The 25,565-nt window shown below is 35.3% G+C and carries 19 protein-coding genes and 1 tRNA gene; 9 read left to right on the top strand and 11 right to left on the bottom strand.

All coding sequences use genetic code 11. The features are described 5' to 3' along the window. Nucleotides 1–13 precede the first annotated feature (13 nt). The 5 genes from mgtE to serS all read right to left on the bottom strand — a co-directional run bounded on the left by mgtE (nt 14) and on the right by serS (nt 5,675). The gene (gene mgtE / locus R2782_RS04195) at nt 14–1,366 is read right to left on the bottom strand and encodes a magnesium transporter (RefSeq protein ID WP_371266819.1); all 1,353 of its coding nucleotides are present in this window, start codon (nt 1,364–1,366) and stop codon (nt 14–16) included. After that, a complete protein-coding gene (gene rsmA, locus R2782_RS04190) occupies nt 1,356–2,135 on the bottom strand; it encodes a 16S rRNA (adenine(1518)-N(6)/adenine(1519)-N(6))-dimethyltransferase RsmA (protein ID WP_371266818.1) in 780 nt (259 codons plus the stop codon). Before rsmA ends, mgtE begins: the two co-directional genes overlap by 11 nt. 20 nt (nt 2,136–2,155) lie before the next feature. Continuing rightward, a complete protein-coding gene (locus tag R2782_RS04185) occupies nt 2,156–2,485 on the bottom strand; it encodes a DUF4286 family protein (RefSeq protein WP_371266817.1) in 330 nt (109 codons plus the stop codon). Nucleotides 2,486–2,550: 65 nt separating this feature from the next. Next, a complete protein-coding gene (locus R2782_RS04180) occupies nt 2,551–4,329 on the bottom strand; it encodes a tetratricopeptide repeat protein (protein ID WP_371266816.1) in 1,779 nt (592 codons plus the stop codon). Between the two features lie 74 nt (nt 4,330–4,403). After that, nucleotides 4,404–5,675, bottom strand: a complete 1,272-nt coding sequence (gene serS / locus R2782_RS04175) for a serine--tRNA ligase (protein WP_371266815.1) — start codon at nt 5,673–5,675, stop codon at nt 4,404–4,406. 158 nt (nt 5,676–5,833) lie between these two features. Here serS and R2782_RS04170 point away from each other — a divergent pair, with 158 nt between their 5' ends. The 3 genes from R2782_RS04170 (at nt 5,834) to R2782_RS04160 (ending at nt 9,350) form a co-directional block, all read left to right on the top strand. Continuing rightward, nucleotides 5,834–7,786 carry a M1 family aminopeptidase gene (locus tag R2782_RS04170; RefSeq protein ID WP_371266814.1) on the top strand — a complete coding sequence of 651 codons (1,953 nt, stop codon included), beginning with the start codon at nt 5,834–5,836 and terminating at the stop codon, nt 7,784–7,786. Between the two features lie 78 nt (nt 7,787–7,864). Beyond that, a complete protein-coding gene (gene rseP, locus R2782_RS04165) occupies nt 7,865–9,187 on the top strand; it encodes an RIP metalloprotease RseP (RefSeq protein ID WP_371266813.1) in 1,323 nt (440 codons plus the stop codon). An 89-nt stretch (nt 9,188–9,276) separates the two neighbouring features. Then, nucleotides 9,277–9,350, top strand: a tRNA-Asn gene (locus R2782_RS04160). 378 nt (nt 9,351–9,728) lie between these two features. On the opposite strand, the gene R2782_RS04155 is transcribed toward R2782_RS04160, so the two are convergent. Beyond that, nucleotides 9,729–12,023, bottom strand: a complete 2,295-nt coding sequence (locus tag R2782_RS04155) for a two-component regulator propeller domain-containing protein (RefSeq protein WP_371266812.1) — start codon at nt 12,021–12,023, stop codon at nt 9,729–9,731. A 123-nt stretch (nt 12,024–12,146) separates the two neighbouring features. Continuing rightward, entirely contained in the window at nt 12,147–13,490 is a 1,344-nt protein-coding gene (gdhA, locus tag R2782_RS04150; RefSeq protein WP_371266811.1) for an NADP-specific glutamate dehydrogenase, read from the bottom strand. Nucleotides 13,491–13,756: 266 nt separating this feature from the next. On the opposite strand from gdhA, the gene R2782_RS04145 reads away from it, so the two are divergent. After that, complete coding sequence (locus R2782_RS04145) at nt 13,757–14,545, top strand: glutamate dehydrogenase (protein WP_371266810.1); 789 nt, start codon at nt 13,757–13,759, stop codon at nt 14,543–14,545. A 52-nt stretch (nt 14,546–14,597) separates the two neighbouring features. Here the strand turns inward: R2782_RS04145 and R2782_RS04140 are convergent, their stop codons facing one another. Then, a complete protein-coding gene (locus R2782_RS04140) occupies nt 14,598–15,743 on the bottom strand; it encodes a cystathionine gamma-synthase (protein ID WP_371266809.1) in 1,146 nt (381 codons plus the stop codon). Nucleotides 15,744–15,875: 132 nt separating this feature from the next. Here R2782_RS04140 and rbfA point away from each other — a divergent pair, with 132 nt between their 5' ends. From rbfA to R2782_RS04125, 3 genes are all read left to right on the top strand, one after another. Further along, nucleotides 15,876–16,268 (top strand): 30S ribosome-binding factor RbfA, encoded by a 393-nt coding sequence (rbfA, locus tag R2782_RS04135; protein WP_371266808.1) that lies wholly within the window; start codon nt 15,876–15,878, stop codon nt 16,266–16,268. A 1-nt stretch (nt 16,269) separates the two neighbouring features. Next, nucleotides 16,270–17,469 (top strand): ABC transporter permease, encoded by a 1,200-nt coding sequence (locus R2782_RS04130; RefSeq protein ID WP_371266807.1) that lies wholly within the window; start codon nt 16,270–16,272, stop codon nt 17,467–17,469. A 156-nt stretch (nt 17,470–17,625) separates the two neighbouring features. Next, entirely contained in the window at nt 17,626–19,053 is a 1,428-nt protein-coding gene (locus R2782_RS04125) for an MATE family efflux transporter (RefSeq protein WP_371266806.1), read from the top strand. A gap of 65 nt (nt 19,054–19,118) precedes the next feature. Here R2782_RS04125 and dusB read toward each other — a convergent pair whose 3' ends face one another. Next, a complete protein-coding gene (dusB, locus tag R2782_RS04120; protein ID WP_371266805.1) occupies nt 19,119–20,111 on the bottom strand; it encodes a tRNA dihydrouridine synthase DusB in 993 nt (330 codons plus the stop codon). A gap of 218 nt (nt 20,112–20,329) precedes the next feature. Between dusB and lepA the strand changes: the two genes are divergently transcribed. Then, entirely contained in the window at nt 20,330–22,126 is a 1,797-nt protein-coding gene (gene lepA / locus R2782_RS04115; RefSeq protein ID WP_371266804.1) for a translation elongation factor 4, read from the top strand. 151 nt (nt 22,127–22,277) lie between these two features. Next, nucleotides 22,278–23,324, top strand: coding sequence for a thiamine-phosphate kinase (gene thiL / locus R2782_RS04110; protein ID WP_371266803.1), 1,047 nt, complete (start codon nt 22,278–22,280; stop codon nt 23,322–23,324). A 926-nt stretch (nt 23,325–24,250) separates the two neighbouring features. Here thiL and R2782_RS04105 read toward each other — a convergent pair. Both R2782_RS04105 and R2782_RS04100 read right to left on the bottom strand, forming a co-directional pair. Next, complete coding sequence (locus R2782_RS04105) at nt 24,251–24,916, bottom strand: response regulator (protein WP_371266802.1); 666 nt, start codon at nt 24,914–24,916, stop codon at nt 24,251–24,253. Between the two features lie 90 nt (nt 24,917–25,006). Further along, the gene (locus R2782_RS04100) at nt 25,007–25,552 is read right to left on the bottom strand and encodes a hypothetical protein (protein ID WP_371266801.1); all 546 of its coding nucleotides are present in this window, start codon (nt 25,550–25,552) and stop codon (nt 25,007–25,009) included. Nucleotides 25,553–25,565: the final 13 nt, after the last annotated feature.

Raw genomic sequence — 25,565 nt, 5'->3', positions numbered from 1 at the left:
TTAATTTTGTTTATTAAAACCCTAAAATTACTTTCGCAATAGAAAAATAGATTAAAATTCCGAAGATATCATTACTTGTGGTTATAAATGGTCCGGTAGCCAAAGCAGGGTCTATACCGTATTTGTTCAGTGTGATTGGAACAAAAGTCCCAATAAGAGAAGCAATAATGATAACGGATACCAAAGCTGTCGCCACAGTAATACCAATGATATATTCCACCCCAAGTAAAAAGTGACTTCCTAGTAATAGAATAACAGCTAGAATAAGACCATTAAATAGACTTAATCGCATTTCTTTGTAAAGACGCTGCCACAAGGTGCCTCCTAAGGTATTATTTGCCAAACCTTGTACAATAATTGCAGAGGATTGCACACCTACATTTCCGGCCATTGCGGCAATCAACGGTGTAAAGAAAAATAAAACACCATACTTTTCCATAGCCCCTTCAAACTGACCGGATACTTTTACAGCAATAAATCCTCCTAAAAGTGCTAAAACAAGCCACGGAAGTCTTGCTTTGGTAAGTACTAAAATGCTATCATCGGCTTCAACGTCTTGCGAAATACCGGCCGCTAATTGATAATCTTTGTCAGCTTCTTCTTTAATAACATCAATGATATCGTCGATGGTAATTCGGCCCACCAACCGTCCTAATTCATCTACAACAGGAATGGCTTCCAAATCGTATTTTTGCATGATACGAGCCACTTCAACGTCTTTGGCATCTACTTTTACATAATCCACTTTGGGAATATAGACTTCACTAATCGGCGTTTTGGTAGAAGTGGTCAACAAATCTTTAAGCGATAATCGACCTTTGAGGCGATTTTCGTCATCCACCACATAAATAGAATGCACGCGGGAAACATTTTCGGCTTGAATTCTCATTTCTTTCACGCAGGTAAGCACGTTCCAGTTTTCGTTAACTTTTACAAGCTCTTTACCCATCAATCCTCCGGCAGAGTCTTCGTCATAGCGTAATAAATCAACAATATCTTTGGCGTGTTCAACGTCTTCTAACTCAGAAATTACTTGCTCTTTTCGTTCTTGCGGAAGTTCGGCAATAATATCGGCTGCATCATCTGTTGACAATTCATCTAACTCTTCGGCAATTTCTTTTGGTGTTAGCTTTCGAAGAATTTTTTCACGTACTTCTTCATCCAATTCGAGAAGAATTTCGGATGTTTTTTCAGAATCTAACGTATTAAAAATATAAATAGCTCCGTAATCATCAAGTTCTTCCATGATTTCGGCAATATCAGCATAGTGGATTTCTTGAAGCATGTCGAGAAGTTCCTGCTCCTTATTTTCCTTAATTAATTGCTCAATTTGAGTGAGAAATTCTCTGCTGATTTTAAACTCCATTGGCAGCTATTTTTTGCGTGAGTTCAATAAATTGTTCTACTGATAGTTGTTCCGGTCTGAGGTCAAAGATACTATCTTCTTTTAAATTATCGGACAGTTGATATGTTTTTAAACTGTTACGAAGTGTTTTTCTCCGTTGATTAAAAGCAGTTTTCACCACATTAAAAAACAATTTTTCGTCGCATGGCAATTGAAAATTTTCTTTCCGTTTTAACCTCAGCACACCTGATTTTACTTTTGGTGGCGGTGAAAACACATGTTCTGAAACCGTAAAAAGGTATTCCGCTTCATAGAAAGCTTGAGTTAACACAGACAAAATTCCATACGTTTTTGACCCTTTTTTTTCACAAATTCGTTCGGCTACTTCCTTTTGAAACATCCCTGAAAACTCAGGTATTCTTTCACGGAGTTCTAATGTTTTAAACACAATTTGCGAAGATATATTATAAGGGAAGTTTCCTATAATTGCAAAAGAATCTTCACCAAAGACTTCACTTAAATCGTATTTTAAAAAATCCTTTGAAATGATTTTTCCATGCAATTTCGGATAATGTTTGTTCAGATAATCAACTGATTCTAAGTCGATTTCAATTACATAAGTAGAAATCGGTTTTTCTAACAAATATTTTGTTAAAACACCCATTCCCGGACCAATTTCTAAAACCGTTTGATATCCGTTTAACGTGAGTGAATCAGCTATTTTTTGGGCAATATTTTCATCGGTAAGAAAATGTTGACCGAGGTGTTTTTTCGCTTTTACTTTTTCCATTTTAGGATATATTACAGCGTTTATTGCAGTACTGATTTCGGGAAGTGTTCACTGATAACTTGTAATTCTGTTCGAAAAGAAAGCATTTTATCTGCAAAAAGAGCCAATCCCTCTTGACGTAATCGTGGAGCATCCTCGCGGTAATAGCTTTCTAATTTTTCTTTGTTTTCGGCAGTATATTGAATGGAGTAGGTTGTACTTCCCTCTTCCTCTACTAATACTTTTACCATACGGGCAGAAGTAAATTTTCCGGTGGCCAAAACATCACTGATGTGCTTGGTTTGCATCCAATGCAACCATTGATCGTGAACGCTTTGATCGATGTTGATAGTTACGTTGTATAGAATCATAGATTGTTTACACCTCACCCCCAACCCCTCTCCTTTGGAGAGGGGAGTGAGCTAAGGTAATTTTATTATAAATTTGAATCACCACGAAGCTGCCTGAAATTCTTTCTGGCCTCGACAAAATGAATACTGTCTTGGTGATTGAAAATAACTACTTCGTATAATGATTTTGCTTTTTCAGGTTGACCGAGGTACTTGTTGTAAATTTCTGCCGAGAAAAATAAGGCTTCGTCGCGATAAATACTCTCCGGATGGTTATCAATAATTTGTTGATAGAACGACAAGGCAGTATTGTAGTCAGCTAATTCTTGGTAGATTTGACCAATTCGAAGTATCGTCTCATCTTCAATTTCTTCGTCTTTATGGTCTTTTAAAATCTGTTGAAATTGTGTTAACGCTTCTTGATTTTTATTTTGATAAATATAAAAATCCCCTTTGGAAAACTTCTTTAAAGCTGTCCTGGTTGAATCGGCTACTGTATTATCGTTGATTAACAAAAATAATTCTAATGCATCATTAGCAATGAGTTGTGTGGAAGCTGATTTTAAGACTTTTAACTGCGTGAGTGCCCAATCAAAATCGGCTTTAAAATAACTTGTTTTGGCGGCTTTCAAACTAGCTTCGTGACCCAATACGTCATTTTTTAAATCTTCTTCAATTTGTGAATAATACAAAAGGGCCTGATTAAATTTTTCTTCATATAACAAAATATCAGCTAATTCCATTTTGGCTTCTGCTGATTGAAATTTATTTAATGGTAATTCCATTGCTTTTTGCAAAACTAACTTTCCTTTCTCGGGATTGTTTTGATAGAAGGCTAAAAATTCTGCTTGTAAACGTTGTAAAGCTAACGAATAAGGACTGATTCCGTATTGTTTTAAGAGGAGTTCTATTTCTGTTTCAATTTTAGAATAATCTGTTTTTTTGGCTTTTTCTATTTTAATTCGCATCAAATATTCTTGTGCATAAATCTGTAAATCAATATCTTGTGTGTTTTCAAGAATAAACGAAAGAATCTCTCCTGCAATTTCATTGTCGCCTTCTTCGATGACAAGTTCTGCTAAATTGACAATATTTGAAAAGGAATCTGGTTCTCTTTTATAAATTGCTTTTTCTTGGATAAATGCCTTCCCGTATTCTTTTTGTTGTACAAAAAACCAACTTAGCATTTGATTCCAAAAAAGATCTTGATTTTTTTGCACCTTTACTAGAAGTGCTTTTCGAAGCATTTCATTAAATGAATCTCCGGCTTCATCATTCATAAATCGCATAAGTTGATTTTGAACCATGATATTGTTTTGCGGGTTTTCATGCATTTCTTCCAAGTACTTTTCAATCATTAAATCTTGCTTACCCATTTGTCCGTAAACTTGAGCCATTTGATAATTGAATTTATATTTTGGATCTAATGAAATAGCGGTTTGATAAGCTTGTAAAGCATAATCTAATAAGACTTTCTTTTCAAATGTAGAGGCAACTCCGTAAACATTTGAGGGATTTTCTTTTATTTTTTCTATTGCAATTTTATAATTCAAATCGGCTTTTTCCTGATTTTTTTGAAGTTGGTAATTATAGCCTAATTCTACGTATAAATTGGCGTATTTATTCTTTGTAATGCTTTCAACTAGCATAGACTCGGCCTTATCAAATTGTTGTAGCTGTTGATAACAATCAATCAAACGAATGAAATAGGGTCCATTGTAAGAATGTGTTTTCAACAATTCCTGATAACTTACTACTGCTTTTTCAAATTCTCCTCGCTCATAATAGTGTTGAGCCAATTGTTCGTTTTGTGAAAAAACAATTGACCTACAGATGAGAAAGAATAAAATAATAAACTTGTGCATATTATATAAAAAAGAATGTACTAAAATAGCTTTTTTTCGCCAATTAGTACATTGATTGTAGAAAGATTAACTTTTTAATTAATTATGTCGAATCCGGTGTACGGACGCAATACTTCGGGAATTACAATACCTTCAGGTGTTTGGTAATTTTCGATAATTCCTGCCATAACACGTGGCAACGCTAACGAACTTCCGTTTAAAGTATGTGCCAAATGGTTCTTTCCGTCTTTATCTTTAAAACGCAATTTTAAACGATTAGATTGAAAAGTTTCAAAATTTGAAACAGAACTGATTTCCAACCAACGTTCTTGTGCGGTTGAAAACACCTCAAAATCATACGTTAAAGCAGAGGCAAAACTCATATCGCCACCGCATAAACGCAAAATTCGATATGGTAATTTTAGTTCTTGTAATAATGTTTTTACGTGTTCCACCATTCCGTCTAACGCTTTGTAAGATTTATCAGGATGCTCGATGCGAACGATTTCTACTTTATCAAATTGGTGCAAACGGTTTAATCCTCGAACGTGAGCCCCATACGAACCGGCTTCTCTTCGGAAACAAGGTGTATAACCGGTACATAATACAGGTAATTCATTTTCGTTTAAAATTACATCGCGAAATAAGTTCGTAACCGGAACTTCGGCAGTTGGAATCAAATACAAATCATCCACACCCACGTGGTACATTTGTCCTTCTTTGTCCGGCAATTGACCTGTTCCAAAGCCGGAAGCTTCGTTCACCAAATGCGGAACTTGGTATTCCTGGTAACCCGCTTCGGTATTTTTATCTAAGAAATAAGCAATTAACGCACGTTGTAATTTGGCTCCTTTTCCTTTATAAACCGGAAAACCTGCTCCGGTGATTTTTACACCTAATTCAAAGTCGATGATATCGTATTTTTTTACCAAATCCCAATGTGGTAAAGCACCATCATGCAAAACCGGAATATCGCCTTCTTGATGAACAGTTAAATTATCGTCAGGTGTTTTTCCTTCAGGAACGATGTCAGCCGGAGTATTCGGAATTTTATATAATTCTTCCGAAAGAGAAGTGGTAAAAACTTCTAATTTCTCCGACAACTCTTTACTTTTCTCTTTTAATTGAGCTGTTTTTTGCTTAACGATTTCAGCTTTAGCTTTTTCGCCCGATTTCATCATTTCGCCAATTTCTTTCGACAGTAAATTGGATTCGGCTAAAATGTTATCTAATTCTACCTGCGTAGCTCTTCTTTTTTCATCCAAATCTAATACCGTTTCTACTAGACGATTAGCATCTAAATTTCTTTTAGCCAATGCTTTAATCACTTTTTCCTTATTCTCCCGAATAACAGCCAATTGTAACATAATAATTCATTTTTTGCGAAAGCAAATGTACATAAATGTTTTGGAACGAAAAGAACTGTTTTTGAAAATGAAACACCTTTGAACAAATGCTAAAAAACAAAAAGAAATATGATAAATCAATACAATTTTATACATTTGGCAACCAATTTTTAACTAAAATGAATAAAATCCTACTTTTTTTCTTTCTTTTGATTAGCTTTTCAATTTCTGCACAAGATTATTTGAAAGAAATAAATGAAATTGCTGAGGCGGAATTAAAATCCTCTTCTTCTCTTGTTGATATTCAGGTTAATCCAAATACTTTAAACTATGATGTAATTTATCATCGTTTAGAATTTGAGGTAGATCCGGCAGAATATTTTATTAGTGGGAATGTAACCACAGATTTCATTGCACTTGAAAATATGAATGCCATTACGTTTGATTTGGGAAGAATTACGAATACAAATAATCCATACTACAACAATAGAATTACGGTAGGTTCTGTAATGATGAATGAAGAACCGCTTGATTTTGAGCATAATTCAGCATCAAAAGAATTGATTATTCAATTTCCTAACACTCTGCTTTCAGGAACTACCAACTCAGTATCTATCAGTTATGCCGGTGCTCCCAATACAACCGAACAAGGTTTTTCCATCAGCACACATAGTGGTGTTCCATTATTGTGGACATTATCTGAACCTTTTGGAGCAAGAGATTGGTGGCCTTGCAAACAGGATTTGAATGATAAAATAGACTCGATAGACGTTTTTATTACTGCTCCATCGCAATATGTGAGTGTTGCCAACGGAGTGCAACAAAGTGTGGTTGACAATGGGAACGGTACTAAAACAACGCATTTTCAACACAACTACAAAATTCCGGCATATTTAATTGCTATTGCAGTAACGAATTACAGCATTTTTACGCAACAAGCAGGAACGGCTCCCGACGACTTTCCGGTTGTAAATTATATTTATCCCGAAAGTTTATCTTCAGCACAAAACAGCTTGGCAGTGACACTTCCCATCATGGATTTGTTTGAAGAATTGTTTGAAACCTATCCGTTTGCCAACGAAAAATACGGTCATGCCCAAACGAATATGGGTGGAGGAATGGAACATACGACTGTTTCTTTCATGGGTAGTTTTGGACGAAACTTAATCGCTCATGAATTGGCTCATCAATGGTTTGGCAATAAAGTAACGTGCGGAACATGGAAAGACATTTGGTTAAATGAAGGATTCGCCACCTATTTGTCAGGTCTAGTAGTAGAAAATTTTGATGGCTCCACTAATTTTGTCAACTGGAAAAATAATTTAATTAACAACATTACCTCATCAAATAGTGGTGCAGTTTATTTAACGGATACTGAAGCGACAAGTGTCAACCGAATTTTCAGCAGCCGACTTAGTTACAATAAAGGTGCTATGGTTGCACACATGTTACGATGGAAAATGGGCGATGAGTTATTCTTCCAAGGCTTAAAAAATTTCTTAGCTGATCCGGTTTTAGCTTTTGGATATGCTATCACCGATGATTTACAAATGCACCTGGAAGCCACTTCCGGAATAGATTTAACGGAGTTTTTTGAAGATTGGGTGTACGGACAAGGCCATCCCTCTTATTCAGTTTCTGTAAGTAATAATGGGAATAGCCAAGCCGTGATTACAATCAATCAAAATCAATCAAATTCTAGCGTAAGTTTCTTTGAAATGCCCGTTGAGATTAGACTTTACGGACAAGGAAATCAAGCTTTAGATGTGGTTGTAGAAAACACAATAAACGGTCAACAATTTGTTGTAGATGTTCCTTTTGATGTGACCGATGTTGACTTTGACCCTAACAGACATATTATCTCAAAAAATAACTCGGCTACTTTAGGTCTAAACACTTTGGAATTAGCAAGTGTCATTCAACTAATCCCGAATCCTACTACTGCTTTCTTAAAAGTAGAAAGTCCTTCCAACATAGACATCGAAAATATTCGGGTTTATTCAAATTTAGGACAGCTTGTTTTAAATACTCAAAATTCACTACTTGATGTATCTTCTTTGTCTAATGGAATTTATTTTCTTACACTAACCACTTCTGAAGGAACTTTTCATAAAAAATTTATAAAAAACTAATTCCGTTCGATAAAATCAATTCATTTGTAAAGTGAAAACCTTACTTTTGTGCACGATTTTGAAATTTAAAACACATCAATGGAAACATTAATTCAAATAGCACAATTAATTTTGTGTCTTTCTTTTTTGGTAATATTGCACGAATTAGGTCATTTTTTACCGGCAAAATACTTTAAAACAAAAATTGAAAAATTCTACCTTTTCTTTAACCCTTGGTTTTCTTTGGTGAAGAAAAAAATAGGTGAAACCGAATACGGTATCGGATGGTTGCCAATGGGAGGTTATGTGAAAATTGCCGGAATGATTGACGAAAGCATGGATAAGGAGCAATTGAAACAAGAACCTCAACCATGGGAATACCGTAGCAAACCGGCTTGGCAACGCTTAATCATCATCATGGGTGGTGTAATTGTAAACTTTTTTTTGGCTTGGATAATATATGCTTGTCTTTTCATCAACCACGGTGATAATTTTATTGATAATTCAAAAATTACACACGGTATTGCGGTGGATTCCGTCGGAACGATTCTAGGATTAAAAAACGGAGACAAAATTTTAAAAGTGGATGGAAAACCACAAGAAAAGTTTGAACAATTGCCTTTAGAAATTTTATTTGGCGATAACATCACCGTTCAAAGAGACGGCAAAGAACTTACCTTTGATTTGTCTGACGAAGGCAAACGTGACGTAATCAAAAGAGCAGGTAAGAATTTTTTAGGTGCCCGTGAAGAAACCGTTGTGGATTCACTAGTTGCCAATCAACCGGCCGCTTTAGCCGGACTACAATTAGGTGATAAAATTATAGCTGTAAATAATCAAAACGTTACCTATTTTGATGAGTTTACAAATGAAATAAAAAAATACAAAAACGACAGTATAGACCTAAAAGTTATTCGTAACAACCAAACAATTGTGGTCAAAGCTAAAACAACGGCTGATGCAAAACTTGGTTTTTATCATAGGTCAAATACTTTAAAAGATGCTTTTATTACCAAAGAGGTTTCTTTTTTAGAATCAATTCCGGCAGGGTTTAACAAAACAATTTCTACGTTAACCGGACAAATCAAACAATTTAAAATTATCTTCAATACTAAAACCGAAGCATACAAACAAGTGAGTGGTCCGTTGCGAATGTTTAAAATTTTCAAACCGGAATGGGATTGGACCTTCTTTTGGTCGTTTACAGCAATGTTTTCGGTTTGGTTAGCGTTTTTAAATGTGCTACCGATTCCGGGATTAGATGGTGGTCATGCTGTATTTATTTTGATTGAAATGATTACCCGCAAAAAACCTACGGAAAAAACATTAGAAGTGGCTCAAACAATTGGTGTTGTTATTTTGCTGACATTGATGGCATTAGTATTCGGTAACGACATCTGGCATTTGGTTACCGGAAAATAATAAAGTAAAAAGTGTAAAAAAGTGTAAATTTTGTTTGGATAAATCAATTTTCGCTTTATATTTGCACTCGCAAAAAAGGTTATATACCTTCCTCCTTAGCTCAGTTGGTTAGAGCATCTGACTGTTAATCAGAGGGTCCTTGGTTCGAGCCCAAGAGGGGGAGCAGAAAGAGTAATACGAAAGTATTGCTCTTTTTTTGTTTAACGATGATTTTTTATTTAATTAAGTATTCAAAACAAAAAAATGTCAGGTGGTCATCTTACTTTAGTAATATTAGGAGGATTTTTTATATGGATATTTTCCAATAAAAGCAAATCCTTTACCGAATGTAAAAATCATAAATTTGCATCTTTAATAGGATTTATTAGCATAATTATAATTACTTATGCTATTTTACTATTTCTTTGGCTTATAGATTTTTTAAACACTATTTAATAAAATTAAAATTACTTAAAGACTTCTTTGAAGTATGATTTTTCTTGAAAAGATTTGCAATGAATAGGGCTTGACATGCAAAATTACAAATTCAAAAGCTAATTGATTACCTCACTATCATCACCTTCTTCACTGTAGTATCTAACGCATCATCGGTAGATATAAAAATCATATAGACTCCGGAAGCTACTTTGTATTTTCCGAATGCGGTGGTATCCCACTCAATCGTGCCACCTTCGGAGATTTCTTCGTAAACGAGGTTTCCTTCAATGTCGGTTACTTTTACATTGGCTTTGCTAGTGAGTCCAGAGATTTTAACGGTACCATCAAAACCGGGACGAACTGGATTGGGGTATACGTAGACATCTTGCAGATTATCTTTTGGTTTAGTGGACGTTCCTTTGAAAGACACCATTCCTTTGGAAGTGGCAATAAAAACTTCACCAGTGGTTCCGTTGATTTCGATATCATTGATAACATTGCTTGGCAACGGCGAATTGGTCGAAGTGAAACGCTGTAACGTTTGCTGACCGTTTGGCGAAAACTGAAATACGCCCGCATCGGCTGTTCCAATCCATTTGTTATTCGCTCCATCTACAGCGATGTCGGTAATGAATTGTCCGAATAAAAGTTCTTGAGCCAATCCATCATCCAAAATAATGATAGAATTGGTGGTCAGCTCGTCTTCGTTTAAAAACCGATCAACAGAGGGTAAAACACGTAATCCTCTACGAGTACCGATCCACAACTGATTGCGGTTATCTACAACCGCACATTGAACAGCAGAGGAAGGTAAATTTCCTTCGTTTTGGCCTTCGGTAATTTTTATTAAACGATTACTGAAGTTTTCGTTGAAGGCAATCAATCCTTCGTCTAATGTGCAAAGCCATTTTGTATTATTTTTGTCAACCGACATTCTCGAGTTACTGGTAAAACCTCCTAAAACATCACTTACATCATAAGACTGCCATTGCCCATTTGCACGAAATACTTTAAGCATATTGGCAATTAAACCATTTGAAACCCAAAGATTACCTTCTTTGTCAAAAGCGGTTTGTTCAACACGAATATCGGGTCCATATGATGGGTTTCCGGGTATAACTAAAGATTGTAACCCGCTATTTGTAGTATTATAAATTGTGGTAGCAACATCATTTTCTAATTTTAATAAACCGGAAAAATAAGAACTTGCATAAACAATGTTTTCATTGGATGGGTCTACGGTTACACGAACAATTGATTTTGCCTCAAGTAATTCTTCATAGGGTATATTCAACCATTCTTCTTGAGACAATTTACTGATTCCAAACTCATCTAAGGGATAAGGATTGTTGAATTGAGAGTAATCCCCAAATGTAGCCCATAACGTTCCTGATGGTGTAATGGTGATTGAAAAAATATTGTTTTTATTCGGTCCTTGTGGTAATAAAACTTCGAATAAAGATGGATTGGTCATTGTTGTTTCTATCACTCCGTTTTCAAATGTGCCAATATAAATAGAATCTCCAATAATCGTACCCGATGTAAAATTAGAGGTCAAATCAGGGATGGAAGCACTTTGAATTGTAACTGTTTGTGCAAAGGATTCGTTCATTACAACAACACGAGAAGATGTTGTAGCAACCAATTTATCACCTCTACTTCGTAAATCAATAAAAGGCTGGCCAATATTTAATATAGCAATTGGATTAGCTCCATTAAACCTGTAAATTATATTATTTGAACTAATCGCTATAAGCTGATTGTTAAAGGTAACAATCCCTCTCCAAAAGTCTCCTGAGAACGTTTGCCAGGCATTAAAATTAACTAAATTAGGATTTGACAAGGGAGCTTGACGAATACCATGATTTAAGGTAACAGCATAAATTACCTCATTTAAAACAGTCGTTTCCAGTACTTCTGCTTGTGCTCCGGTTGGACTGACGTAAAAGGTATCTCCGAAGGTAAAATCGGTTAATTTGAATTCTACTAAAGCAAAATCTGTCGAAATATAGAGTTTATCATTGTATTCATAAATGTGATTGATTTTCTTTTTATTGGGCGGAATCCCTCCGGCTTGATCGCGAATTCCTACCAATAACGTAATTTCTTCGGTGGCTTCATTAATCATAATTAGTAACCCGTTGTCATGTCCTACAAAAGTTCTGTTGTATGCTTGACTATGGTAGATGGTAGAAATTGTTTCTCCAGAAAGTCCGTCTACCGTATTAAACGTTTTTATTTCGTTGGTAGAACGATTTTTAGAAAACAAAGCCGTTTCACAAGCAGCAAACAATCTATTTTCAGATTCAGATAAATCGCGTACTTCGTTATAGGAAAAGTAACCTTGCCACAAAAGATTTTGAGAAAAGTTAATCACTGGAAACAGTAGTAATAATGTAATCCAAAAAAAATTCTTCATTAGCTGTTTAAATTGACACACAAATATAGGTAAAACGAAAGAATCCTTCTTTTAATATTTAGAGAATAAAAAAAGCTGCCCTAATTCAGACAGCTTTCTTTTTTATTTTATTAAGAGTATAAATTACACTACTCCTTGACCCAACATAGCATCGGCAACTTTAACGAAACCTGCAACGTTTGCTCCTTTTACATAGTCAACATAACCATTTCCGTCTGATCCATATTTTACACATGCTTCGTGAATATTAGCCATAATTCCTTTTAAACGTTGGTCTACCTCTTCAGAAGTCCAGCTTAAACGTAAAGAATTTTGAGACATTTCTAAGCCGGAAGTTGCCACACCACCTGCATTGGATGCTTTACCGGGAGCAAATAAAATTTTTGCTTTCGTAAAAACTTCTATAGCTTCAGGAGTAGAAGGCATATTTGCACCTTCAGAAACACAAATACATCCGTTGGCAATTAATGTTTTTGCTTCATTTTCGTTTAATTCGTTTTGGGTAGCACAAGGTAATGCAATATCACATTTTACTTCCCATGGGCGTTTTCCGTCAACATACTTCGCATTAGGGTATTTTTTCACGTACTCGCTGATTCTTGCTCTTAATTCATTTTTGATGTGCATTACGTGAGCCAATTTCTCAGCATCAATTCCGTCAGCATCATAAATATATCCAGAAGAATCGGATAATGTTACCACTTTTCCACCCAATTCGGTTGCTTTCTCGGCAGCATACTGTGCTACGTTTCCGGAACCGGAAACAGTAACAATTTTACCTTTAAAGCTATCTCCTTTCGTATTCAACATACTTTGAGCGAAGTATACGTTTCCATAACCTGTTGCTTCCGGACGAATTAATGACCCTCCAAATGAAATTCCCTTTCCGGTTAAAACACCGGTAAATTCGTTTCTTAATCTTTTGTATTGACCAAACATATAACCTACTTCTCTACCTCCTACACCAATATCACCGGCAGGAACATCGGTATCAGCACCAATATGTTTTGATAATTCAGTCATGAAACTTTGGCAAAAACGCATGATTTCGATATCAGATTTTCCTTTTGGATCAAAATCAGAACCTCCTTTTCCTCCACCCATTGGCAAAGTAGTTAAACTGTTTTTGAACGTTTGTTCAAAAGCTAAGAACTTTAAAATACTTAAATTTACTGAAGGATGAAAACGAATTCCTCCTTTGTATGGACCAATCGCAGAGTTCATTTGAATTCTGTATCCACGGTTTACTTGTGTTTTTCCGGCATCATCAATCCATGTTACACGAAACATGATTACTCTTTCCGGCTCCACCATACGCTCCAAAAGCATTTGGTTTTGATATTTTTTATTTTGCTCAATAAAAGGAATCACCGTTTCGGCTACTTCCTTAACAGCCTGTAAAAATTCAGGTTCGTTTGGATTTTTTTTAGCAACAGCTTCAACAAAAGAATGAATACTTTCTGTCATGATTATTAGTTTAATAACGTTTTATGAAAACGTTTTCGTTTGTTGCGACAAATATACATTTTATTAAAATATGGCTATACTTTTTTTTATATTCTCAATAGATTTATTTTTTTGTTAAGAAATCTTGATAAAGTCAGCATTAAATCATAACATTTAAAACAAATTTTAGTTTTTTTCGTATATAAAGAAGTATTTTTTCATTTTATTTTAGAAGTGAATTATGTTTTTATATATTTGTCGAGAATTGACATTTAAAATATATGCAAATGCCCAAATATCTTATAATTCCTTTGTTGCTATTATTTGGTTTTATCAACACTGTTCATGCTCAGTTTGGTTTTTCGCATGAAATTGGTGCGATTGTTGGTCCGGTTGCGTTTCAATCTGATTATGGTGTACGTGGTGATGCCCAAACAAACTTTGGCAACACAGGTTTTGGAATTGGAATTATTCATTACATGAATTTTTCTTATCGTGCGGATTGTAACTGTTATGCTACACCAACTTATTTTAATGACCATTTCAAATTGAGAAGTGAGCTTTCTTATAATAAAACAAAGCTTGAACATTACGGAAAGTGGGTAGATGACAGTAGAAACTCTGTATTTGCACAACAATTAAGAGCGATGGAAGGAAGTACATCTGTAACCAATATAGGTATGCAGTTGGAATATTTCCCGTTAAGTATTCGAGAGTTTTCTGCAACCCCTGGAAAATTGGCTCCATTTGCAAGTTTAGGAGCTCAATTCAGTTATTATAAACCGGAAGCTTATTCAACATTAGGTCCTGGCTTGGGAGAATTATTAGAAGTTACTCCTGTAAAATATATTGATGGTGTAACGAATGAAAGTGGAACAGTTTGGTCTGTGGTGGCTAGTATTGGAACACGCTACAAATTAACGGTACTTTCTGATTTAATGATCGATTTACGTTGGCAATATTATTTTTCAAACTGGGTGGATGGTTTGAATCCAAACCCTGATGTATATACCGAAAACAAAGCAAACGACTGGTTAGTTTGGTTAAATTTTGGCTACATTTATTATCTCGATTAACCCTTTTCTACATTATAAAAAAATCCCGTCAATTTTAGACGGGATTTTTATTTTATCTAAATGCCTGTTCAATATCTGCTAATAAATCATCAATATCTTCTACTCCAACACTTAAACGAACCAAATCGTCTGAAATTCCAATCTCTTTTCTTTTTTCTTCAGGAATCGATGCGTGTGTCATTAAAGCCGGATGATTAGCTAATGATTCTACTCCACCCAATGATTCTGCCAATGTAAATACTTTTAATTTTTCTAAAAAGGATACAGCATCAGCTTTTTTCCCTGATTTAAATGTAAAGGAAACCATTCCCCCATAACCACCTAGCATTTGTTTTTGGGCAATTGCATGAAAAGGATGATCCGGTAACCCTGGGTAAAAAACTTTCTCCACTTCAGGATGATTGCTTAAAAACTCAGCTACTTTCATTCCGTTCTCACAATGTCTTTGTACTCGAAGGTGTAAGGTTTTAATTCCTCTCAACACCATATAACTGTCGTGCGGACCTAATGTTCCACCCGTTGCAAATTGTGCAAAGTGTAATTTTTCGCCTAATTCAGCATCTTTTACAACTAAAGCACCGGCTATCACATCCGAATGCCCCCCTAAATATTTAGTTGCGGAATGCATCACAATATCCGCACCCAAATCTAATGGTTTTTGAAGATAAGGAGTAGCAAATGTGTTATCAACCGCAAAGAGTAATTTTTTCTCATTTGTTATTTTTGCTATCGCAGCAATATCAGCCAATTTCATCAAGGGATTCGTTGGTGTTTCAACCCAAACCAATTTGGTATTGGTATTAATCAACGATTGGAATTTCTCCAAATTATTCATGTCCACAAAATGGAACTTAATGCCAAAATCTTGATAAATGCGAGAAAACATACGGTAAGTTCCGCCATATAAATCATCCATCGCAATCACTTCGTCTCCGGGTTTAAGCAATTTTAAAACAGAATCTGTTGCCGCTAAACCGGAGGAAAATGCTAACCCTCGAACACCGTTTTCAATACTTGCCAAGGCGTCTTCCAATGCCTGACGGGTTGGATTGGCCGCTCTACTGTATTCATAATGATTGATGGGAACCCCAGGACTCTTTTGTGCAAAGGTAGACGTATTATAAACCGGGGGCATTACCGCACCCGTGCTTGGATCATGGTGTTGATTGCCATGAATGACTTTTGTGTTGAACTTCATATTCTTTATTGTTTCTGCAAAGATAAGAAGTTGCCTTTTATAAATTTTCTAACAAATTACTAAAGATTAGATAAATATATATACAAAAATTAATTAAATTTATATACTAACAAAAATCTGTATTTTTGCATCATGGAAACAAACAGACAAAAAAAAATAGGTGCCGTTTTGCAAAATGATTTGGTTGATATTTTGCAGGGAGAAGTGCGAAAAAACGGAATTGCTAACTTAATTATTTCCGTTTCAAAAGTGGCCGTTACAACTGACTTATCTATTGCAAAAGTATTTTTAAGCGTTTTTCCTACTGAAAAAGGCCCTGAAATTTTAGCCGCAATCAAAACAAATACGCCTCTTATCAAACATGATTTAGCACAGCGGGTGAAACTTCAATTGCGAAAAGTTCCGAATCTTTCGTTCCATATTGATGATTCGTTAGATTATATAGAAAAAATAGACAAAGCCCTAACGGGAGAAGAAAACCCAATTGAAAATCCAGCTCTATTAGCTAAAAGAAAGAAATCTTAAGGTGAAATTCTCTCTTTACATAGCCAAACGATACCTTTTTAGCGGTAGTAAAAATACAGCAATAAACATTATAACTATCATTGCCTCTGTAGGGATAATTGTAGGAACAATGGCTTTGTTTGTTGTTATGTCTGTTTTTAGCGGATTGAAAGATTTTAGTTTATCGTTCGCCAATGATTTTGACCCAGATTTAAAGGCAGTTGCTAAATCGGGTAAAACCATCAGCATTACAAGTCAACAAGAAGCCGAAATCAATAATTTAGAAGGAGTTGCCTACTTTAGTAAAATTATTGAAGAAAGAGCTCTGTTTACCTTTAATGGAAAGGATATTTTGGCCAACATTAAGGGTATTGACAAAAACTTCAACAAAGTAAATCAAGTTGAAAAGACAATTTTTCAAGGACAATGGATTGAAGAAAACACAGAGCAAGTAGTTGTGGGATATGGTATTAGTCAAAAACTATCCATGGGTTTGTTTGATTTGGTTAATGTATTTGAAACTTTTGTGCCAAAACCAGGTAAAGGAACGATTGACTCGCCGGAAGGAGCTTTTAACCGTTCCGTTTTAGTTCCGGTGGGTTTTTACTTTATCAATGAAGACCTCAACCAAAAATATGTGTTTGCTGATTTAAGTATTGTACAGGAATTATTAGCCTATAAACCCACTCAAATTTCCGGAATAGAATTAAAACTCAAACCAAACGCAGATGAAACTGACGTTAAAAGTTCTCTTGAAAAAATTCTACAAAATACGGTTACCGTTAAAAACAGAGCACAACTGAATGATTCGCTCTATAAAATGTTAAACACTGAAAATTTAGTTTTGTATTTAATTTTTTCATTGGTTATTGCCGTCACACTTTTCACTTTGATTGGAGCTTTGATTATGATTATTATCGAAAAAAAATCAAATCTGAAAACATTGTTCAATTTAGGTTCTGACGTTGAAGAATTAAGAAAAATTTTTCTTTACCAAGGGTTTTTAATCTGTTTAATTGGTGGAATAGTTGGTTTAATTCTTGGAATAATAACTACTTTTTTACAACAAAAATATGGGTTCATAATGATTAACCAAAACATGGCCTATCCGGTTCGGTTTTCATTTGTAAATGTATTTATTGTGATTGCAACCTTCGCCGTTTTAGGATTTCTAGCCTCTTGGATTGCCAGTAGCCGAGTGAATAAAAAATTGTTGGAATAATTTTCTTCTTTTAAAAATAAATTTACATTTGTAATTCACTTCAAGAAATATGATAGTATTTTTTTGTCCTTATTTCGTATAAAGACGTTCTTCTTGCTTTAATTTAATCTGAAAATTCTTTTAGATAAATTTTTATTCACTTAATCTTTATAAAAAATGACAGAAAATAAACTATCACAAGATATGTTTTCACGTATCTTTTCTACTATAAAAATGGCTTTAAAAGGAGAAGCCAATTTTGATTATACTTCCGGAAAAATAAAAACCGCAGTAATCCTACTTGCCATTCCAATGGTGTTGGAAATGATGATGGAATCGGTTTTTGCATTAGTCGATTTGTACTTTGTCGGACACCTTGAAAACAGCAGTTTTGCCGTGCAAACCGTTGGATTAACCGAATCGGTTCTCACTATAATTTATTCATTAGCCATCGGAATCAGTATGGCAGCGACTGCTGTTGTTGCCCGAAGAATAGGCGAAAAAGATCCAATTGCTGCGGCAAAAGCCGGAATGCAAGCCATATTAATTGCCGTAGCTGTAAATACCATTCTCAGTATTTTTGGAATCATCTATGCAACTAATATTTTAATTTGGATGGGTTCTTCGCAGGAATCAGCCGTTTACGGAACTTCATTTGTGCAAATTATGATGGGGGGAAGTATTTCCATTATGCTACTTTTTCTTATCAACGGGATTTTTCGTGGTGCAGGAAATGCCGCCATTGCAATGAAAAGTTTGATGTTGGCCAATGGTTGTAATATTATTTTAGATCCAATTTTGATTAACGGTTGGGGACCGATTCCTGCTTATGGTCTAACCGGAGCTGCTATTGCGACTACAATTGGGAGAAGTATTGGAGTAATTTATCAACTCTATCACCTTTTCAACGGAAAAGGCATTATCAAAATGATGGTTGCTTACATAACTCCTGATTTTAATCAGATAAAAGCGTTAGTTAAAATTGCTGCTCCAGGTGTTTTGCAATTTGTGATTGCTTCTTGTAGTTGGATTTTTATGGCTAACCTTGTCGCAACAACCGGAGGAGATATTGGTTCCGCCGGTTATCAAACCGCTCTTCGAATTATGATGTTTTTTATACTTCCTGCTTGGGGATTGAGTAGTGCTGCCGCTACGTTAGTGGGTCAAAACTTAGGAGCCAAACAGATTGAACGTGCTGAAAAATCAGTTTTTGTAACCGCAAAATACAATGTTATCTTCATGGCCTTGATTATGATAGTAACATTAACCGCAGCCCGACCAATTATTACTTTGTTTACGAATGACAAAGCCGTTTTAGACATAGCCGTAGAAGCCATTCAAATTATGAGTTTAGGCTATGTTTTTTATGGAATTGGAATGGTGCTCATCAATGCATTCAACGGAGCAGGTGATACATGGACACCCACGAAAATTAACTTCTTCGGGTTTTGGTTGTTTCAAATTCCGTTAGCTTATTTTTTAGCGAAGTATTTACAAATGGGGCCAACAGGCGTTTTTATGGCAGTTCCAATTGCGGAAACGTGCATTACCATTTCCGGTTATCTTTTGTATAAAAAAGGGAAATGGAAAAAAATGGTGGTGTAGCTTTTTCATTTTAACCCTATAAGTCATATAAGAAAAACTAAACTTATATGACTTATACGGTAAATTTAAACCGTCTGATAATTAGCATAGACCTCTGCAATCTCATCAAAAATATCCATTAAAGCCATTGCTCCATCGGTGGTGACTAATTTTTGTTTGTATTCTTTAAATCCGTGAATGCCTTTGAAATAATTGGTGTAGTGACGACGCATTTCAAAAATTCCTACTCGTTCACCTTTCCAATCCATCGACCAGATTAAGTGATTTCGGGCGGCTTCGATGCGATCTTTCATGGTAGGTTCGAGTAAATGTTCGCCGGTTCTAAAATAATGTTTGATTTCGTTGAAAATCCAAGGATAACCAATGGCGGCACGACCAATCATCATTCCGTCAAGACCATATTTATTTTTGTATTCTAATGCTTTTTCCGGTGAATCGATGTCGCCGTTTCCAAAAATAGGCATTGTAATTCTCGGATTATTTTTTACACGGGCAATGTGCGACCAATCGGAATGTCCTTTATACATCTGTGCACGTGTTCGGGCATGAATGGTTAAGGCTTGCACACCCACATCTTGCAAACGTTCAGCCACTTCATCAATGTTGATGGAATTTTCATCCCAACCCAAACGGGTTTTTACCGTTACCGGAAGATTGGTTCCTTTAATAACTGCTTTTGTCAAGCGAATCATTAAATCAACATCTTTTAAAACACCCGCACCGGCACCCTTGCAAACGACTTTTTTAACCGGACAACCAAAATTGATATCGACTAAATCGGGTTGAACAGTGTCCACAATCTTGGCCGACATTTCCATCGCTTCTTCATCGCCACCAAAAATTTGGATGCCCACCGGACGTTCATAATCAAAAATATCCAATTTTTGCTTGCTTTTAATGGCGTCGCGAATCAAGCCTTCAGACGAAATAAATTCAGAATACATCAAATCGGCTCCGTGCAATTTGCACAAGCGACGAAACGGCGGATCACTCACATCTTCCATAGGGGCAAGAAGTAAGGGAAAGTCGGGCAAGATGATGTTTCCAATAGTTGGCATTGAAATTTTTTTTGCAAAAATACTAATTTTTGTTGGTTTCGGGTTTAAGTTTCAAATCTATAAATCAAAACTTTACTTTATATTTGCACACAATTCGCTAAGGAGCAGGGTTTGCGTTAGGGATGGAAGCGGCATCCTTTTGTGAAGCTTGAGGAACAAAAGATATAGCGGACAGCCCGACCCTTGGGAAACGCCCAAAAAATTTGAATTAAACGAAGATGAAGAACATACGAAATTTTTGCATTATTGCTCACATTGACCACGGAAAAAGTACGTTGGCCGACCGATTGCTTAGTGCTACGCAAACGGTGACGGCTCGTGAGGAAAAAGCTCAGTTACTGGATAACATGGATTTGGAGCGTGAACGTGGGATTACGATTAAGAGTCACGCGATTCAAATGGAATACATGTACAAAGGCGAGAAATATATTTTGAATTTGATTGATACGCCGGGTCACGTTGATTTTTCGTATGAAGTTTCCCGATCCATTGCTGCTTGTGAAGGAGCTTTGTTGATTGTGGATGCCGCTCAAAGCATTCAGGCTCAAACGATTTCCAACTTATATTTGGCGTTGGAAAACGACTTGGAAATTATTCCGGTGTTAAATAAAGTGGATTTACCCAGTGCAAATCCGGAGGAAGTGAGCGACGATATTATTGATTTATTAGGTTGTGATTTAGAAGATATTATTCATGCCTCGGGTAAAACCGGTTTTGGAGTGGAAAATATTTTGGCCGCTATTATTGAGAAAATTCCGCCACCAAAAGGCGAAAGAGAAGAACCGTTGCAGGCATTAATTTTTGACTCGCATTACAATCCGTTTCGCGGTATTGAAGTTATTTTCCGAGTGAAAAACGGCGAGATACGAAAAGGACAGAAAATTAAATTCATGGCTACCGGCAAAGAATATTTTGCCGATGAAGTGGGTACTTTGAAATTAAATCAAGTTCCGAAAGACGTCATTTCTACGGGCGATGTAGGCTATTTGATTTCCGGAATTAAGGAAGCCAAAGAAGTAAAAGTGGGTGACACGATTACCGATGCTAAAAACCCAACTACCAATATGATTACCGGTTTTGAAAACGTAAAACCGATGGTTTTTGCCGGAATTTATCCGGTAGATACTGAAGATTTTGAAGATTTACGGGCTTCGATGGAGAAATTACAGCTGAACGATGCTTCGTTGGTTTTTGCTCCGGAAAGTTCCGCTGCTCTTGGTTTTGGTTTCCGTTGTGGATTCTTGGGCATGTTGCATTTGGAAATTATTCAAGAACGTTTGGAGCGTGAATTCGATATGACGGTAATTACAACCGTTCCTAACGTTTCCTATTTGGCGTATACCAAAAAAGAACCGGACACGGCAATTATTGTAAATAATCCTTCGGACTTACCGGAACCTTCTAAATTAGACCGTGTGGAGGAACCGTTTATCAAAGCCACTATCATTACGAAATCCGATTTTGTGGGGAATGTGATGAGTTTGTGTATTGAAAAACGGGGAATCATCACCAATCAAACATATTTAACGACAGAACGTGTTGAATTGAATTTTGATATGCCGTTAGCAGAAATTGTATTTGATTTTTATGATCGTTTAAAAACGGTATCCAAAGGATATGCTTCGTTTGATTATCATCCTATTGGAATGCGTGCTTCGAAATTGGTAAAGTTAGATGTACTGTTAAATGCCAATCAAGTAGATGCTTTATCCGCCTTGATTCACGAAGACAATGCGTATAATATTGGTAAGAAAATGTGTGAAAAATTGCGGGAATTGATTCCAAGACAACAGTTTGACATTCCGATTCAAGCGGCAATTGGTGCAAAAATCATTGCTCGTGAAACGATTAAAGCCTTGCGTAAAGACGTGACTGCTAAATGTTACGGTGGAGATATTTCCCGTAAACGAAAACTGTTGGAAAAACAGAAAAAAGGTAAAAAGAGAATGCGTCAGGTGGGGAATGTAGAGATTCCACAGGAGGCGTTTATGGCGGTGTTGAAGTTGAATGATTAGGAAAGGTGCTGAGGTTCTGAGGGACTAAGGTACTGAGGATAATATAGGAGAACCCAATGACGAGCGTTGTTGGGTTTTTTGTTAGCCCAAGTTTTGAAACCGTGGACAAATTTCCTAAAATCTTCCTACCTTTGCCCTTCATAAAAACACTATGTTAGAAGAAAAATCACCACAACGCACTTCCATCGCTCAATTAGGCGAATTTGGCTTAATCGATCATTTAACCAAGCATTTCAACATTAATCAACCCTCCACAATCAAAGGCATTGGCGACGATGCTGCCGTTTTGGATTTTAAAGATAAAAAAGCCGTTGTTTCTACCGATTTATTAATCGAAGGGGTACATTTTGATTTGGCGTATATGCCGTTAAAACATCTGGGTTACAAAGCTGTGGTGGCGAATGTATCGGACATTTGTGCAATGAATGCTACGCCTACTCAAATAACGGTTTCCATTGCGGTTTCTAATCGATTTCCGCTCGAAGCGTTGGAAGAATTGTTTGCCGGAATTACGCTTGCTTCAAAACATTATAACGTAGATGTAATTGGTGGCGATACCACTTCGTCTCAAAAAGGATTAATTATTTCTATTACGGCATTAGGCGAAGCAAATGCAGAAGATATTGTATACAGAAATGATGCAAAAGAAAACGATTTACTAGTGGTTACCGGCGATATTGGTGCGGCCTACATGGGTTTACAAGTTTTAGAACGCGAAAAACAAGTATTTCAAGTTAACCCTAACAACCAACCCGATTTAGATAATTATACTTATCTAATCGAACGTCAACTAAAACCGGAAGCTCGAAAAGACATTAAAGAATTGTTAGAAAAACTAGAAGTAAAACCTACTTCTATGATTGATATATCAGATGGTCTCTCGTCTGAAATCATGCATCTTTGCAAGCACTCCAACGTAGGTTGTACAATTTACGAAGAAAAATTACCCTTAGATCCGCAACTCATCTCCGTTTGCGAAGAATTCAACATCGACAGCACAACAGTAGCCATCAACGGTGGCGAAGATTATGAATTGTTGTTTACTATTTCGATTGAAGATTTCGATAAAATCAAAGCTAATCCAAACTTGACGGTTATTGGTCATATGGTAAAAGAAAGTGAAGGCAAACATTTGGTTACCCGAGCTAATCAAAAAATAGAACTTAAAGCAAGAGGCTGGAATGCCTTAGCGGAATAATAAAAAAAGCGATAGTTGGGGCTATCGCTTTTTTTATCTAAACCTTACGAAAACGGTAGCTTTTTTTTGAAATAAACCTTTGTTGGGGCAAAAGGGTGGTATTTTAATTCGATTTAGCTACTCAGAACGTCCTTGGGTCAATATCTTTAATTATGAATAATTACTTTGTTATTGATGGTGTAAAGATATATCGACCTCCTTGATATCTAAATACGGTTTTACTCAGAATTTGTTGCGGTTTTCCGTAAATTTTATTGAGGTCGAAAATTCAATGATTAAATTTGTGAAAACTTCATTCATTCCATTCAAACAAAAAAAGCAATGCCTTGGGGTGCATTGCTTTTTCTTTTGTTTTTGTAAGTAAGTAGCGTTTGTTTTTGAATCAGATCTTTCGTTGGGGCAAAAGGGTGGTATTTCTTTTTCGATGTGGCTACTCAGTACGTTCTTGGGTCAATATTTTAATGATGATTAATTACTACGTTATTGATGATGTAAAGATATATAGACCTTCTTGATATCTAAATACGGTTTTACTCAGAATATTTTACGGTATTCTTCCTTTTTTGTTGTGGTTTCCCGTAAACTTAGTTTTTATTGCTGATAAAACTTTTGAGATTCGAGAAAAAATTCATGTGTTTTGATTCAACTTTAATAAAAGCAAAAAAGCAATAGTTTGGGGCCTATTGCTTTTTCAATTTTTTCTTTGAGTTTCCGATTAGTAGGTTAAGTCTTGGGGGACTTACAAAAGGGTGGTATTTATTCGGTTTACTCTTCTTTCATTCCTAGGTTAATTAGAAACTTCAGTATGTTCACTAACTCGATGTAAAAGTAGCTTGATTTTTAAACAATTAGTTACGGTTTACCACATTTTTTGCTGTGGTTTCCTACCAACTTTAATACGGTTTATTATACTAAAAAAGGGCTGACTAAATCAACCCTTTGTTTTTTGCTTCCGTAATCAATTCAATATCACTACTTCCTTTTACGCCTAATATTTCCTTTAAATTAAGCTTTCGCTTTTCAATAGCACTTAAAGAAAGTGGCACGTAACTTGGTAAATCTTTGGTTTTTATTCCTTTTGACAACTGGTATAAAATCTGTTTGTCAAACTCGTCTACCTGTAAATTTTCATATTGCGATTGACTCACAAACTTTACCACAGTTTGACTATAGTAATTATCGTTATTTAAGATTTTATCAAAAGCATTTAACAGTTCGTCAAAAGTTAAATCGTTTTTGATGATTAATCCGTTTGGGTTAATTTCTTTAATAATTGTATTTATTTTGATTAATTCGGTATGCATAGTGAGCAAAATGATTTTACAATCCGGCATCAATTTACGTAATAATTTAGCCAAATCTTCACCTGACATAATGCCTTTTTCTTCATAGGGTGGCATACTGATATCTAAAAAAGCTATATCAAAGGCTTGGGTGGCATTTGTAATGGTTTCATAAGCCGCCTTACAGTTATTAGCCTGCGTGGTAGTATATTCAAACGAATTGGCACTGTAACTTTTTAAAGCATTTTTATAGGCTTCGATGATAAACGGGTGATCATCAACAATAATAATTTGATAATTTTTTGACATGATTTAGTTGTTGGTTGTCTATTTGGATGAAAATAACATTCAAATATAAAAAAAGAAAAAACACTTTTGGTAAATTCAAAAGTGTTTGTTTTAAAAATGTTTATTTTTAATAGATTTAAGAATCTCATCTAATTTTTTAATGTCTAAATTATCGTCAGATTTAAAAATTATTTCTTTATTCTTTATTAATACCGTGTAGGGTGTTTTTTTGACACTAAAAGTTACAATATTAGACAACCCTTTTTTATAATCACTGAATTCTATAACTTCAAAAATTCTATCTCGTGCGTTATAATTCTGAAGTGTTATATCTTTAGTTTTCACAATTGGTTTATTTAATAAGTAACCTTTTAGCTTAAGAGTATCTTCTTCTGTTGAGATTGTAATTAGGCTTACTTCATAATTATTCACGATTTCTTCTATTTTTGGGTTTCCTTCGAGAATTGATTGACTGCCAATTGACCAAACATTAATCAATAATAAATCCTCTTTACTGTAATAATTTTTGTAAAAAGAACTTTCTTCTAGTGAAGATTTTTCTTTTGTCTGTTTGATACTTATTTTACCAAATAATATTACAAACACAACAAATAAGAGCAGAAGTAATACAAAAAATAAAATAATTTTTTTCATCATACTGAGACAGATA

This window comes from Flavobacterium sp., assembly GCF_041392085.1.
GTDB lineage: Bacteria > Bacteroidota > Bacteroidia > Flavobacteriales > Flavobacteriaceae > Flavobacterium.
Note: the sequence above shows the minus strand (reverse complement) of the source record. Positions and strands in the feature narration are given on the sequence as shown.

What these genes read in the sequence shown, in the direction of transcription:
- mgtE (WP_371266819.1), bottom strand. Translation starts at nt 1,366, where the DNA reads ATGGAGTTTAAAATCAGCAGAGAATTTCTCACTCAAATTGAGCAATTA.
- rsmA (WP_371266818.1), bottom strand. Translation starts at nt 2,135, where the DNA reads ATGGAAAAAGTAAAAGCGAAAAAACACCTCGGTCAACATTTTCTTACC.
- R2782_RS04185 (WP_371266817.1), bottom strand. Translation starts at nt 2,485, where the DNA reads ATGATTCTATACAACGTAACTATCAACATCGATCAAAGCGTTCACGAT.
- R2782_RS04180 (WP_371266816.1), bottom strand. Translation starts at nt 4,329, where the DNA reads ATGCACAAGTTTATTATTTTATTCTTTCTCATCTGTAGGTCAATTGTT.
- serS (WP_371266815.1), bottom strand. Translation starts at nt 5,675, where the DNA reads ATGTTACAATTGGCTGTTATTCGGGAGAATAAGGAAAAAGTGATTAAA.
- R2782_RS04170 (WP_371266814.1), top strand. Translation starts at nt 5,834, where the DNA reads ATGAATAAAATCCTACTTTTTTTCTTTCTTTTGATTAGCTTTTCAATT.
- rseP (WP_371266813.1), top strand. Translation starts at nt 7,865, where the DNA reads ATGGAAACATTAATTCAAATAGCACAATTAATTTTGTGTCTTTCTTTT.
- R2782_RS04155 (WP_371266812.1), bottom strand. Translation starts at nt 12,023, where the DNA reads ATGAAGAATTTTTTTTGGATTACATTATTACTACTGTTTCCAGTGATT.
- gdhA (WP_371266811.1), bottom strand. Translation starts at nt 13,490, where the DNA reads ATGACAGAAAGTATTCATTCTTTTGTTGAAGCTGTTGCTAAAAAAAAT.
- R2782_RS04145 (WP_371266810.1), top strand. Translation starts at nt 13,757, where the DNA reads ATGCCCAAATATCTTATAATTCCTTTGTTGCTATTATTTGGTTTTATC.
- R2782_RS04140 (WP_371266809.1), bottom strand. Translation starts at nt 15,743, where the DNA reads ATGAAGTTCAACACAAAAGTCATTCATGGCAATCAACACCATGATCCA.
- rbfA (WP_371266808.1), top strand. Translation starts at nt 15,876, where the DNA reads ATGGAAACAAACAGACAAAAAAAAATAGGTGCCGTTTTGCAAAATGAT.
- R2782_RS04125 (WP_371266806.1), top strand. Translation starts at nt 17,626, where the DNA reads ATGACAGAAAATAAACTATCACAAGATATGTTTTCACGTATCTTTTCT.
- dusB (WP_371266805.1), bottom strand. Translation starts at nt 20,111, where the DNA reads ATGCCAACTATTGGAAACATCATCTTGCCCGACTTTCCCTTACTTCTT.
- lepA (WP_371266804.1), top strand. Translation starts at nt 20,330, where the DNA reads ATGAAGAACATACGAAATTTTTGCATTATTGCTCACATTGACCACGGA.
- thiL (WP_371266803.1), top strand. Translation starts at nt 22,278, where the DNA reads ATGTTAGAAGAAAAATCACCACAACGCACTTCCATCGCTCAATTAGGC.
- R2782_RS04105 (WP_371266802.1), bottom strand. Translation starts at nt 24,916, where the DNA reads ATGTCAAAAAATTATCAAATTATTATTGTTGATGATCACCCGTTTATC.
- R2782_RS04100 (WP_371266801.1), bottom strand. Translation starts at nt 25,552, where the DNA reads ATGATGAAAAAAATTATTTTATTTTTTGTATTACTTCTGCTCTTATTT.